This window comes from Pseudomonas sp. BF-RE-22 (genome assembly GCF_019956155.1).
Taxonomy (GTDB): domain Bacteria; phylum Pseudomonadota; class Gammaproteobacteria; order Pseudomonadales; family Pseudomonadaceae; genus Aquipseudomonas; species Aquipseudomonas migulae.
The window spans coordinates 72,723-85,201 of sequence record NZ_JAHBDD010000012.1; the positions used below are offsets into that span (position 1 = coordinate 72,723).

The window sequence follows — 12,479 nt, forward strand, 5'->3', positions numbered from 1 at the left end:
GCATGCAGTTCCTTCCCGCCGTTTGAGAGAAACGCCCCTTGAGTAAAACAGTGACCAGTGCGAATGACGGCTCCGAAACCAAAACGTCAGGAGTGGCCTTGCTTGTTGCCGCTGTCGGAGTGGTTTATGGGGACATTGGCACCAGCCCCCTCTATACGCTCAAAGAAGTGTTTTCCGGTCACTACGGCGTTCAGTTAAATCACGACGGCGTACTGGGCATTCTGTCGTTGATCTTCTGGTCACTGATCTGGGTTGTCTCCATCAAGTACGTGCTGTTCATCCTGCGCGCCAACAATCAGGGTGAAGGCGGCATTATGGCGTTGACGGCTTTGGCCCGCCGCGCGGCGGCACCTTACCCCTACATGAGCAAAGTCCTGGTTCTGCTGGGACTGTTCGGTGCTGCATTGTTTTACGGGGACAGCATGATCACCCCAGCCATTTCGGTGCTGTCAGCGGTTGAAGGGCTTGAGTTGGCGTTTGACGGCATAGAGCACTGGGTTGTGCCACTGTCAGTGGTGGTGTTGGTAGCGTTGTTCCTGATCCAGAAACACGGCACAGCCCGGATCGGCATCCTGTTTGGCCCGGTCATGGTGTTGTGGTTTGTGGTGCTGGGGGCTCTAGGGATCTACGGTATTTTGCAGCAGCCCGAAGTGTTGCAAGCGCTCAATCCCGTTTGGGCGGTGCGTTTCTTCGTTGTTCATCCGGGCATTGGTGTGGCGATTCTGGGCGCTGTCGTCCTGTCACTGACCGGTGCTGAAGCCTTGTATGCCGACATGGGCCACTTTGGTCGCAAACCGATTTCACGTGCCTGGTTTATTCTCGTTTTGCCCGGTCTGGCACTCAATTATTTTGGCCAGGGCGCATTGATCCTGGGAAACCCGGAAGCGGTGCGCAATCCGTTCTATTTACTGGCACCTGACTGGGCGCTGTTGCCGATGGTGGCTCTGTCTACGCTGGCGACGATCATCGCGTCTCAAGCCGTAATCTCCGGCGCGTTCTCGCTGACTCGCCAGGCCATTCAGCTGGGTTACGTACCTCGCATGTTTATCCAGCACACCTCCAGCCAGGAGCAGGGGCAGATATACATTGGCACCGTCAACTGGGCGTTGATGGTGGGTGTTGTGCTGCTGGTGATCGGTTTCGAGTCATCTAGCGCCTTGGCTGCGGCTTATGGGGTTGCGGTGACGGGAACCATGCTGATCACCACCATTTTGTCCTCGGCGGTCGTCCTGCTCCTGTGGAAAACGCCGCGCTGGTTGGCCATCCCGATGTTGCTTGGCTTTCTGCTGGTGGACAGTCTGTATTTCGCAGCCAATGCGCCGAAGATTTTTCAGGGCGGTGCGTTCCCGGTGATTGCCGGTATCGGCCTGTTCATCTTGATGACAACCTGGAAGCGGGGACGCAAGATCATCGTCGAGCGGCTGGATGAAACCTCACTTCCTTTACCGATATTCATCAGCAGTCTTCGTACGCAACCACCCCATCGTGTGCAAGGTACGGCAGTGTTCCTGACAGCCAGGGCCGATGCTGTTCCCCATGCGCTGCTGCACAACCTGCTGCATAACCAGGTCTTGCATGAGCAGGTGGTGTTGTTGACTGTGGTCTCCGAAGACAGCCCGCGAGTGCCTGTCGACCGTCGATTCGAAGTTGAATCCTTTGGCGAAGGTTTCTTTCGGGTCAGTCTGCACTTTGGTTTTACCGAAGAGCCCGATGTCCCCCAAGCGTTGCGTGCCTGCCATTTGCCCGAACTTGATTTCAGTCCTATGCGCACGACCTATTTCCTGAGCCGTGAGACGGTTATCCCGACCAAGCGCATTGGTATGGCAAAGTGGCGCGAGTATTTGTTTGCGTTTTTGCTCAAGAACGCCAACAGCAACCTGAAGTACTTCAAGTTGCCATTGAACAGGGTCATCGAGTTGGGCACACAGGTCGAAATGTAGTGATGGATCAGCGGAGATCGCGTTAAGCGTTATGGGTATACGACACTCAGGTGATGACGCGCGAACGCGAACACATGCCTACGGGGCTGCCACGTAGTGCCAGTTCCGGCTCAACGGCTAGTTTTTTCGCGTAATACTGGCTTAATTCTTGATAGGCTTTATTGCTTGCTTTGGAGATTGACGATAGCTTTTTGTTGATCCGTGTCCAATTGTAAGAGCCATTTGCAGCGACTACACTCCAGCCCATGAAACGCTATCTGCGGTTTTGCATCATCTTCATGATCAGCTTGGCGCTTCCCCTCAGCGGGATGGCGGGCGTTCAGGCACCGACAGAACCGTGCCCTATGAAGACGATGGGCATGGCGATGATGGACGATATGGGGATGGACTGCTGCAACGACATGAAAAGCCCTTCCGAGCACGGCAAACCTTGTAAGCCGGGCCAGGAATGCAAGACGGGCGGCATGTTGCAAGTCTCGATCCTAAAGCCTCCTGTAACCGTATTCAGCCCCGTAGTGCTTTCATTTTTCAGCGATTCCCTACCTGTAAAGACCTCGTCCGGGGTTTGGCGACCGCCTCGCGTTTGATTCCTGTCCCACATTGAGCCTCATTCCGCATTAGCGGGATGGCATATCTGCGTGCATGTCTTATGAAGCGCGCAGTGGATCATCACAGGAATCGTGAACATGAACCCCAAGTGCTATTGCACAGGTTGGCTCCTCGTGGCCAGTCTGGCGGCAAGCGTACTGGCATTGCCGAGCTTCGCTGCCGCATTGACACTCGATGAAGCGTTGCGGCTGGCCGAAAACAATGCGCCGTCGCTGACCGCACAAGACGCGAAAATTCAGGCTGCCAGCAGTGCAGCCATCCCCGCTGGTGAATTACCCGATCCCAAGTTATTGGTGGGTGTGCAGAACTACCCCATTGGAGGCCCGGATCGCTGGAGCATCGACCGGGACTTCATGACCATGCAAATGGTCGGGGTCAGTCAGGACATGCCCAACAGCGACAAGCGCAAAGCCCGCATCGAGGTCGCCGATGCGGCCGTTGATCGCGCTGCTGCGGAGCGTAGAGTCGAACGTCTGAAGGTACGCCAGGCCACGGCATTGGCCTGGATAAGTAGCTACGCGGTTGAGCGCAAAGATGCGCTGTTCCAGGACTTCTACAAAGAAAACCGATTATTGACCGATACCGTCCGGGCCCAGATTGCCGGGGGCCGCGCTCAACCCGCCGATGCGGTGACGCCCAAGCAAGAAGCGGCTCAATTGGCGGAGCAGCAGGACGATTTGATTCGCCAGCGCGTACAGGCCCGAGCTGCCCTCAAACGCTGGATTGGCTCCACCGCCGATGACAAGCCTGTGGGCAGCTTGCCTGTATGGCCCGTCGATACCTCAAGCTACGCCCATAAACTGCAACACCATCCCGAGTTGGCAGCGTTTGCACCGATGACCCGCGAAGCGCAAGCCAAGGTTCGTGAAGCCGTGTCGGAGAAACAGTCAGACTGGAGCTGGGAACTGGATTACCAGCGCCGTGGCCGTGAGTTCGGCGATATGGTCAGCGTGCAATTTTCCTGGGATCTGCCGCTGTTTCCTGACTCTCGCCAAAACCCCAAAATCGCAGCCAAACAGGCGGAACTCAGTCAGCTTGAGGCCGAGCGCGAAGCCCTGTTACGCGAGCATACCCAGCAACTGGAAAACGAACTGGCTGACTATGAGCGCCTGAATCGTGCGGTACGCCGTAACCAGGAAAGCCTGTTGCCGCTGGCCAAGGAAAAGGTCGAACTCAGCATGGCCAGTTACCGTGCCGGCAAAGGCGATTTAAACGCTGTTGTTGCTGCTCGACGTGAACTCATCGAGGCCCGCCTCAAGCAGATCGACGTGGAAGAGCAGCGAGCGCTGACCAGTGCGCGTCTGTATTTTGCTTATGGGGAGGCCAGTCAATGAACCTTAAATGGAATGGGGCATTGATGGTTGGCATCTCGCTGGCATTCGGTATTGCCGGTGGTTACTGGTTCGCTCAACAGCGCATGAATGGGGTATCCAGTTCTGCCCAGGAGCAGAGCCTCGATTCACCTAACGAACGCAAGGCTCTGTATTGGTATGACCCCATGTACCCGCAGCAAAAGTTCGATAAGCCGGGTAAGTCCCCCTTCATGGACATGCAACTGATTCCTCAGTACGCCGGTGGCGCAGGGGATCGAGCGACCGTCAGTATCGATCCGAGTCTGACCCAGAATCTCGGTCTGCGTTTTGCAACAGTCACCCGTGGAATCTTTGACTCCAGCCTCGATGTGACGGGTGTCTTGGGATTCAACGAACGTGATGTCGCTGTGATTCAGGCACGCACCACAGGCTTTGTGGAGCGGGTATATGCCCACGCTCCCGGTGATGTGCTCAAAGCCAACGCGGCATTGGCGGATATCCTGGTGCCGGAATGGGCGGCTGCCCAGACAGAGTTTCTTGCATTGAAGCGCAGCGGGGATGCTGATTTGTTGGCTGCGGCCCGCCAGCGACTGCAGCTCACAGGGATGCCGGCAGCACTGATTACTCAGGTAGAGCGTGGCGGTAAGGTTCAGCCCTACCTGACTCTCACCAGCCCAATTGGTGGTGTGCTGCAAGAATTGAATGTACGTGCGGGTATGACTGTGGCTACTGGCGATACTCTGGCACGCGTCAATGGCTTGAGCAGTGTCTGGCTAGCCGTGGCCGTTCCAGAATCGGATGCCGGATCGATCACCGTGGGGCAGGCGGTCGAAGCGCGTCTGCCAGCCTTCCCAGGGACAATGCTCAGCGGCAAAGTCAGCGCGATTTTGCCCGAGACCAACCCGGACAGCCGTACTCTTCGCGTGCGGGTAGAACTCCCCAATCCCGACGGGCGCCTCAGACCGGGTTTGACGGCGCAGGTACGCCTGAATCGCTCGACCGGGCAAAGTGTGTTGTGGGTGCCGAGCGAGGCTGTCATTCGCACTGGCCGACGTGCCTTGGTGATGCTCGCCGAAGACGCGGGCCGCTACCGTCCAGTGGAAGTGCACCTCGGGCAGGAAAGCGATGGCAAGACGGCGATAGTGAAAGGTCTGGAAGAAGGCCAGAAGGTGGTTACGTCTGGCCAGTTCCTGCTCGACTCGGAGGCCAGTCTCAAGGGCATCGTTGCAAGCTCGGAGGAAGAGTCACCGCCCAGCGCAGCAACCTCCAGTTTTCATGAGGCGGATGGGCAGATCGTTGAGATCAACGACAAAGAAGTCACGCTCGCCCATGGCCCCTTCAAGACGCTGGGCATGCCTGGCATGACGATGACTTTCCCACTCGCCAACCCGGCCCTGATGCAGGGCCTCAAAACGGGTGACAAGGTTCGGGTCGCGGTGAGCCAGACTGACGATGGCTTGCGTGTTGAGCGCCTGGATAAATCGGGGGGCCAGCCATGATTGCTGCCCTCATTCGTTGGTCGGTGGCCAACCGATTCCTGGTACTACTGGCGACACTGTTCGTCACGGCTTGGGGCATTTGGTCGGTGCAGAGCACGCCCATCGATGCGCTGCCGGATCTCTCCGATGTGCAGGTGATCATCCGTACACCTTACGCAGGCCAGGCGCCGCAGATTGTCGAAAACCAGGTGACCTATCCGTTGGCGACCACCATGCTCTCGGTGCCAGGCGCAAAGACGGTGCGCGGTTATTCCTTCTTCGGTGACAGCTTCGTCTACGTGCTGTTCGAGGACGGTACTGACCTGTACTGGGCCCGCTCACGGGTGTTGGAGTATCTAAGTCAGATACAAAGTCGGTTGCCAGCCAGCGCCAAGCCAGCGTTGGGGCCGGATGCAACGGGAGTGGGTTGGATCTATCAGTACGCACTGGTAGATCGCAGTGGCGGACACGACCTGGCACAGCTTCGTGCACTTCAGGACTGGTTTCTAAAGTTCGAACTCAAGACCCTGCCGAACGTTGCGGAGGTGGCCACTGTGGGGGGTATGGTCAAGCAGTACCAGGTGCAGCTTGATCCGCTCAAACTGGCCAGCCTCGGTATCACTCAAGCTGAGGTAACCGAGGCTATCGGCAAGGCCAATCAGGAAACCGGTGGTGCCGTGCTGGAGATGGCAGAGACTGAGTTCATTGTACGGGCCTCAGGCTACCTAAAAACGCTTAATGACTTTCGTGCTATCCCGTTGAAGCTCGGTGCTGGAGGTGTACCGGTGAGTCTTGGCGATGTCGCCACGATCCAGTTGGGGCCGGAAATGCGGCGTGGCATTACTGAACTCGACGGCGAAGGCGAGACCGTCGGCGGCGTGGTGATTTTGCGCAGCGGCAAGAATGCTCGCGAGACCATTGCGGCGGTCAAGACGAAGCTCGACGAACTGAAAAGCAGTTTGCCGGCTGGAGTAGAAATCGTCACAACGTATGACCGCAGCAAACTGATCGACCGTGCTGTGGAAAATCTCAGTCACAAGCTCATCGAAGAGTTCATCGTTGTCGCATTGGTCTGTGGGATCTTCCTGTGGCACTTGCGCTCATCGCTGGTGGCGATCATCTCCCTGCCGGTGGGTGTGTTGATTGCCTTCATCGTAATGCGTTACCAAGGGATCAACGCCAACATCATGTCCTTGGGTGGGATTGCCATCGCCATCGGCGCCATGGTCGATGCCGCCGTGGTGATGATCGAGAACGCCCATAAAAAGATCGAGGCCTGGCATGCGGCCAATCCTGGGGAGGAACTGAAGGGAGAGCGTCATTGGCATGTGATGACTGAAGCGGCAGCGGAGGTAGGCCCAGCACTGTTCTTCTGTTTGTTAATCATCACCCTGTCGTTCATTCCAGTTTTTACCCTGGAAGCACAGGAAGGGCGATTGTTCGGCCCATTAGCTTTCACCAAGACCTACGCCATGGCCGCAGCGGCAGGATTGTCAGTGACCTTGGTGCCAGTGCTGATGGGCTACTGGATTCGGGGTCGAATCCCCACTGAGCAACATAACCCGCTAAACCGTTGGCTGATCCGGATCTACCAGCCCGCTCTGGACGCGGTCTTGCGTCGACCAAAGATCACGCTGCTGGTGGCGCTATTGGTTTTTGTCAGTGCGCTATGGCCAATGTCGCGCTTGGGCGGCGAGTTTCTCCCCCCGTTGGACGAGGGCGATCTGCTCTATATGCCTTCAGCCCTGCCGGGATTGTCGGCGCAGAAAGCGGCGCAATTGCTGCAACAAACCGACCGCCTGATTAAGACTGTTCCAGAGGTCGAACACGTCTTTGGTAAAGCAGGTCGCGCCGAAACCGCTACCGATCCGGCACCGCTGGAAATGTTCGAAACCACGATTCAATTCAAACCTCATCAGCAATGGCGCCCAGGCATGACCCAGGAAAAGTTGGTGGAAGAACTGGATCGAGTGGTACGAGTTCCTGGGTTAACCAATATCTGGATACCACCGATTCGAAACCGCATCGACATGCTGGCCACTGGGATCAAGAGTCCCATCGGAGTGAAAGTTGCTGGCACCAACCTGACGGAGATCGATGCCGCTACTCAGGCGGTCGAGCGGGTGGCCAAGGGTGTACCCGGTGTCAGTTCGGCTCTGGCCGAGCGACTGACCGGTGGCCGCTATATCGACGTGGATATCGACCGCAAGGCCGCCGCCCGCTACGGACTAAATATCGCTGATGTGCAGTCCATCGTTGCCGGCGCTATCGGCGGCGAAAACGTCGGGGAGACCATTGAAGGCCTCGCACGCTTTCCGATTAACGTGCGTTACCCACGTGAATGGCGTGACTCGGTCGGCAGCCTGGAGCGATTACCGATTTACACTCCGTTAGGCAGCCAGATCACCCTCGGCACTGTGGCGAAGGTCAAGGTCAGCGACGGGCCGCCAATGCTCAAGAGCGAGAACGCACGGCCTTCAGGCTGGGTGTATATCGATGTGCGTGGCCGGGACATTGCTTCTGTGGTCGCCGATCTACGCCAGGTCGTCAATGAACAGGTCAAGTTGCAGCCCGGCATGAGCCTGAGCTACTCAGGGCAGTTCGAATTTCTGGAACGGGCTAACGCACGCCTCAAACTGGTGGTGCCAGCCACGCTGTTGATCATCTTCGTGCTGCTCTACCTGACGTTTGCGCGCTTCGATGAGGCGTTGTTGATCATGGCCACGCTGCCATTCGCACTGACGGGCGGGGCATGGTTCCTCTATCTGTTGGGATTCAATCTGTCGGTCGCCACCGGAGTCGGCTTTATCGCCCTGGCCGGGGTGTCTGCCGAGTTCGGCGTAATCATGCTGCTTTACCTGAAGAACGCCTGGGCCGAGCGTGAAGACCTCGGCGACAACACTGAGCGCGGGCTGGTTGCGGCCATTCGCGAAGGCGCTGTGCAGCGCGTTCGACCCAAGGCCATGACCGTTGCCGTGATCATTGCCGGCCTTTTACCCATTTTGTTGGGCAGCGGTACTGGTAGCGAAGTGATGAGCCGCATCGCCGCGCCTATGGTCGGCGGCATGATCACGGCCCCCTTGCTTTCCCTGTTTGTCATTCCGGCAGCCTATCGCCTGATGCGTCGCCGGCACCTCATAGTTGAACCCATCAACCCTCAAGGAAAAGTCGTATGAAACTGACCATGATTGCAGTTGCAAGCACCGTATTTGCGCTTTCACTTTCTGTCCAAGCGGAGGATATGCCGGGCATGAAAATGGACGGTATGGAGGGCATGCAGATGGAACAAGATTCAAAACAGGCTCAAGTTGCCAATGCCGAGGGAACGATCAAGGCTATAGATACTACGAAGAATACGGTGACCATCTCCCACGGAGCGGTTCCAGCCGTACAGTGGCCTCCAATGACCATGGCCTTTTCAGTGACGGAAGATCAGCTGACAGGTCTGAAGGTCGGAGACCATGTATCGTTTTCCTTTAAGGTAAAGGATGGCAAAGCCGCAATCGTTTCCATTAAAAAATAAGGATGTAACGAGCAAGAATCGGGAGCGGTGGATCCAGCCAAGGGCAAATTCAGCTAGGCTTCGCGCATCGGTTACTCACGGACGATACCCATGCTAAATAACTCTGACGCCAACATAGCCACAGCGGACGCCCTCACACTGCTCCTGCACAATCAGCATGCCTTAGCTGCGGCCATAGAAGAAGTTACCAAGTGGCTTTCAGAGAATGGAGTGGGGAGTGTCGCCGACAACGCGGTTGCTGCCATGGAAACGCTGGACACAAATGCCCGTGGCATCACGGACGCCATCATGCGACTACGCCAGTTGTAGGCATCCTCACCCACTATGATGGAGGCACAAGAGCTCAGAGCCGGAGGCCAGCGATGGAGTGTACTTTCACCCTGAAATATCTATTACCAGCGGGCGACATGGATGTGGATGCGGTATTGGATCGCTTGGCGGAAGAAGGCTGCGATGATGCATTGGTCGGAGTCCGACAGCGAGGTCGCTTGGCGTTGGAATTCGTCCGTGAAGCCCCCTCTGCAAATCACGCAATTGAGAGCACCGTGGAGGATGTGCGTAGGGCCGTGCCTAACGCACGCCTGATCAATCCAGCCCTTACTTCGTGGACGATTGAAGTCGCTCATTTCTAAGCGCGTTAATGAGGCGCATCGCGCCTGTAACGCCCCAACTATCCGGTGCGAGATGATTCGGCTAGGCACGACCTCACTTAATGTCCCTTAAAAGGGACACTAACCTAGCTTTTGCCATTTAATGACCCATTTTGGGGTCATTAACGGATGTCTGTTTTGCGGTCAAAAAAATAGCGAAACAATCGAAAGCACCTGGGGTGATTGCCGCTAGCACTCCTTCATAAGGCCAAATCGTATCTTCGACTCAGGTGCAGGTCGCTCTCGGCATACAACGGGTGGGTATTAAAGCGGGATCAACTCTTGTGAATCCGACGACATACCATCTCTGCCGCCATGGGGGCTCAAAAAACCATGACTTACCAGCCCGCGTAATGAGTAACCAAGTAACCCCAGGCCGAGAGCGCCGACCCATTACTGCGGAGGATGTCCATTGCCTCGGCGGCAGGAATTTTCGTCGGACAGCCCCCCGTCAGATACGCCTTGTCTTTACCCTGGCTGTACAAGTGCATAATCGTTAAAACCATGACCTGTTGCAGCGGCGACATTGCGCGATAGCTTTTGCGCATTGCTTTCAAGGATTCGGGCATTGGCTCTTCTCCGCCAGCCCAATTGAAGCCGCGAGGCCGCAAGTTGTAATGCCTGCCTGGACTTCCATAGGGGCGTTCGACGTGCTCAAAACAACCATCAAGCAAGTAAGCCTCTACGATTCCCCACAGAGCTTGCCCAAAAATATGTCCGCGCTCTGATGCACAGGGGAGTGTAGGGATGGATGCTCCGCAAACCATCGCCAGCGCCGTAAGCTCACCACCGTCCATGCAAGGCACTTTATCGACCATATCAACCAACGCCCATCCTGGAAAACGGCCAGCAGCGAACGTGGGGTTAACTGCCGCGTAGGCAGCAAGGGCGACTGGTTGTAGTGAGTGGTGGATGTAGGCTTGGTTGGCAGTGTGAACATCCGTGAATGCCCATACACCTTCCGAAAGCTGATGGATGCCAATAGCAGACAAAAGGCCTTTGGCCTTATCTACGTAGTCGTCGTTCATGCCGTGCTCCTAGCCTCGCAGTGTGGTCGAACAATTACAAATTGTTCACATATGACGAAGCAGTTCTTCTACCTGTCGATGCTCGTCCGGGGATAAAAGCCCGACCGAATCAAATGCATCTTTTGAGCTGAACTCATATCGTCTATCGTCAGGGGAAACGCCGTTGTCGCAGTAATCCAGATCGCCACAGTCAATGAAGAATGTGATCTGCCAGCCATCGACCTCTATGGTCATCAATCCGCAGGTTGGCGTCATTCCACTGCAGAGCGCTGTACACGACGTAGTGGAGGTTATCGCCGAGCGATACAGGAGCGCTTTCAGGATGAAACACGGATAAAAAGGGCATGACTGCATCTCTCCTAGGTGGTACCTAGAATGAAGACCATGAGATAGGGTTGGTCAAGGAGACAAGGCAAATATATTTTTTCTTTCCCTTTTTAAATCAGTATCTTACGAGCATACCCTTAGCTGGAAAGGGCCTAGATCATCATGTAGACGGCGGCTTCGTTCAGACAGCCGATTGGAAATGGCCCCGGTTATCCTGCAAGCGGAGCGCGCAGACCCCAAGGGTCGTAAGGCATGAGGATGGAAGCCCGCAGGGCCGAGACCCGTCGATAGACGGGGCTTGGTTTACGACAGCCGTCCCCAAAGGGGCATGAACCGTAACGCCATCACTCCTATTTGGACTCATCTTTTCTGTACAGCAACCGACTATCGAAATGCTTTTCGAAAAGCCCCTCAAACGACTCAGGGTCACCATCCCAGTCCCCCTTCCAATGAAGACCAAGCAACGAGTCGAACCGAGCTACCCACTTTTTCTTACCCAGCCTGCTGGCAAGTGCGAGAGCTTCAGGCAGGACGTGGCTGAAGACATCACCTTCCCTTCCCACACCATGCACGTAAGCATCCTGATAGCATTTCATGGCTTCTTCTTCCTGTCCGGACAGAACTAGAAAGCGTCCACGAAGCCATTTCGTGATGTGGCATGTCTCCTCAGCAATGGGTTCCCACGTCTTTTCAAGACGGCCAAGCATGTCCTCAACGGCATCCGCATCTCTAGGTATAGCCGGGTCGTAGAGTGCTTCTCGAAGTGCTGAATACGGTCGATCTGGGCCGATATTTAGAGCTTTTCCCCGCTCCATTGATAGCTCTCGCTTGCGCCAGAAGAAAGCCTCTTCGATGGTTCCGGAACCCTCGGGAAGATTCAGGTGATTTAAGATCGACTCACGATACTTCAAGGGGGTACGGCCTAGGAGCCTGGAGGCCACCATCCACAGCTTGGGAGCGAACTGATCGCTGAGACCCAGCGCCTGCAGTATTTCTTCAGCTCTATCCAGATTAGGAACTGCCGAGCCTTTGAGCCATGCATCGAGAGTATCTCGGCAATTGTCGAGGTCGATTGCATTCACCTCTGCCCGAAACTCACAAATCTGGACGTAGTCCTGAACCCCCCTGGTGCAGAAAGCCTTAATGAGACAACCGAGCGGTGCTGGGTCAGACAACAATTTATCCAAAGATACGACTGGCAGAATGTGATGAGTCATCCTCAACACTAAGCTGCCGCCAAACGCGAAAATTGTCGGCCACAACAGGTACATCATTTCTCGCCGGTTGAGTAAGCCTGCATCGTGTCGGGGGATAAGGGACGCGTAATATTCGAGCCAGCGACGCCATGCTACAAAAATTGCGTTAGCAAACACCTCATCCCCAATGAAGACGGCCAATCGTTTTTCAAGCTTGCACAGAATGGTGGTTGGAATTTCAATCGGATCGAGACCAGGGCGCTTGCGCTCGTCCTTGAATGCCTTTAAATCATCGTAGAAGCCAGTGTTATCAGTTGAAAGAACAAGGCCGCTACGGGTGCCAACCTCGTAAACGATTTCGCCTATAGAGGGATAGGGTGAGACTGGAAGTTTCATACAATCACCTGACCCAAGG

10 protein-coding genes are annotated in these 12,479 nt (G+C 55.8%); 8 read left to right on the top strand and 2 right to left on the bottom strand.

The genetic code is table 11. The features are described from left to right. Positions 1-38: 38 nt before the first annotated feature. The 8 genes from KGA82_RS09285 to KGA82_RS09320 all read left to right on the top strand — a co-directional run bounded on the left by KGA82_RS09285 (position 39) and on the right by KGA82_RS09320 (position 9,495). On the top strand, positions 39-1,940 hold the full coding sequence (locus KGA82_RS09285) for a potassium transporter Kup (protein WP_223450187.1): 1,902 nt from the start codon (positions 39-41) through the stop codon (positions 1,938-1,940). Between the two features lie 245 nt (positions 1,941-2,185). Beyond that, positions 2,186-2,527 carry a hypothetical protein gene (locus KGA82_RS09290; protein WP_109631482.1) on the top strand — a complete coding sequence of 114 codons (342 nt, stop codon included), beginning with the start codon at positions 2,186-2,188 and terminating at the stop codon, positions 2,525-2,527. A gap of 99 nt (positions 2,528-2,626) precedes the next feature. Next, the gene (locus KGA82_RS09295) at positions 2,627-3,883 is read left to right on the top strand and encodes a TolC family protein (protein ID WP_223450188.1); all 1,257 of its coding nucleotides are present in this window, start codon (positions 2,627-2,629) and stop codon (positions 3,881-3,883) included. Then, positions 3,880-5,361 carry an efflux RND transporter periplasmic adaptor subunit gene (locus KGA82_RS09300; RefSeq protein WP_223450189.1) on the top strand — a complete coding sequence of 494 codons (1,482 nt, stop codon included), beginning with the start codon at positions 3,880-3,882 and terminating at the stop codon, positions 5,359-5,361. The genes KGA82_RS09295 and KGA82_RS09300 overlap by 4 nt, the downstream gene beginning before the upstream one ends. Beyond that, entirely contained in the window at positions 5,358-8,516 is a 3,159-nt protein-coding gene (locus KGA82_RS09305; RefSeq protein WP_223450190.1) for an efflux RND transporter permease subunit, read from the top strand. Before KGA82_RS09300 ends, KGA82_RS09305 begins: the two co-directional genes overlap by 4 nt. Next, entirely contained in the window at positions 8,513-8,863 is a 351-nt protein-coding gene (locus KGA82_RS09310; RefSeq protein WP_223450191.1) for a copper-binding protein, read from the top strand. The genes KGA82_RS09305 and KGA82_RS09310 overlap by 4 nt, the downstream gene beginning before the upstream one ends. 90 nt (positions 8,864-8,953) lie before the next feature. Then, on the top strand, positions 8,954-9,172 hold the full coding sequence (locus KGA82_RS09315; RefSeq protein WP_223414687.1) for a hypothetical protein: 219 nt from the start codon (positions 8,954-8,956) through the stop codon (positions 9,170-9,172). Between the two features lie 53 nt (positions 9,173-9,225). Beyond that, positions 9,226-9,495 carry a hypothetical protein gene (locus KGA82_RS09320; protein ID WP_223450192.1) on the top strand — a complete coding sequence of 90 codons (270 nt, stop codon included), beginning with the start codon at positions 9,226-9,228 and terminating at the stop codon, positions 9,493-9,495. A gap of 356 nt (positions 9,496-9,851) precedes the next feature. On the opposite strand, the gene KGA82_RS09325 is transcribed toward KGA82_RS09320, so the two are convergent. Both KGA82_RS09325 and KGA82_RS09330 read right to left on the bottom strand, forming a co-directional pair. After that, on the bottom strand, positions 9,852-10,541 hold the full coding sequence (locus KGA82_RS09325; RefSeq protein WP_223450193.1) for a hypothetical protein: 690 nt from the start codon (positions 10,539-10,541) through the stop codon (positions 9,852-9,854). 677 nt (positions 10,542-11,218) lie between these two features. Then, the gene (locus KGA82_RS09330) at positions 11,219-12,460 is read right to left on the bottom strand and encodes a hypothetical protein (RefSeq protein WP_223450194.1); all 1,242 of its coding nucleotides are present in this window, start codon (positions 12,458-12,460) and stop codon (positions 11,219-11,221) included. Between the last annotated feature and the right edge of the window lie 19 nt (positions 12,461-12,479).

Bases quoted from the DNA above. Each gene is read 5' to 3' on its own strand.
- KGA82_RS09290 (WP_109631482.1), top strand. From the start codon at position 2,186: ATGAAACGCTATCTGCGGTTTTGCATCATCTTCATGATCAGCTTGGCG.
- KGA82_RS09295 (WP_223450188.1), top strand. From the start codon at position 2,627: ATGAACCCCAAGTGCTATTGCACAGGTTGGCTCCTCGTGGCCAGTCTG.
- KGA82_RS09300 (WP_223450189.1), top strand. From the start codon at position 3,880: ATGAACCTTAAATGGAATGGGGCATTGATGGTTGGCATCTCGCTGGCA.
- KGA82_RS09305 (WP_223450190.1), top strand. From the start codon at position 5,358: ATGATTGCTGCCCTCATTCGTTGGTCGGTGGCCAACCGATTCCTGGTA.
- KGA82_RS09310 (WP_223450191.1), top strand. From the start codon at position 8,513: ATGAAACTGACCATGATTGCAGTTGCAAGCACCGTATTTGCGCTTTCA.
- KGA82_RS09315 (WP_223414687.1), top strand. From the start codon at position 8,954: ATGCTAAATAACTCTGACGCCAACATAGCCACAGCGGACGCCCTCACA.
- KGA82_RS09320 (WP_223450192.1), top strand. From the start codon at position 9,226: ATGGAGTGTACTTTCACCCTGAAATATCTATTACCAGCGGGCGACATG.
- KGA82_RS09325 (WP_223450193.1), bottom strand. From the start codon at position 10,541: ATGAACGACGACTACGTAGATAAGGCCAAAGGCCTTTTGTCTGCTATT.
- KGA82_RS09330 (WP_223450194.1), bottom strand. From the start codon at position 12,460: ATGAAACTTCCAGTCTCACCCTATCCCTCTATAGGCGAAATCGTTTAC.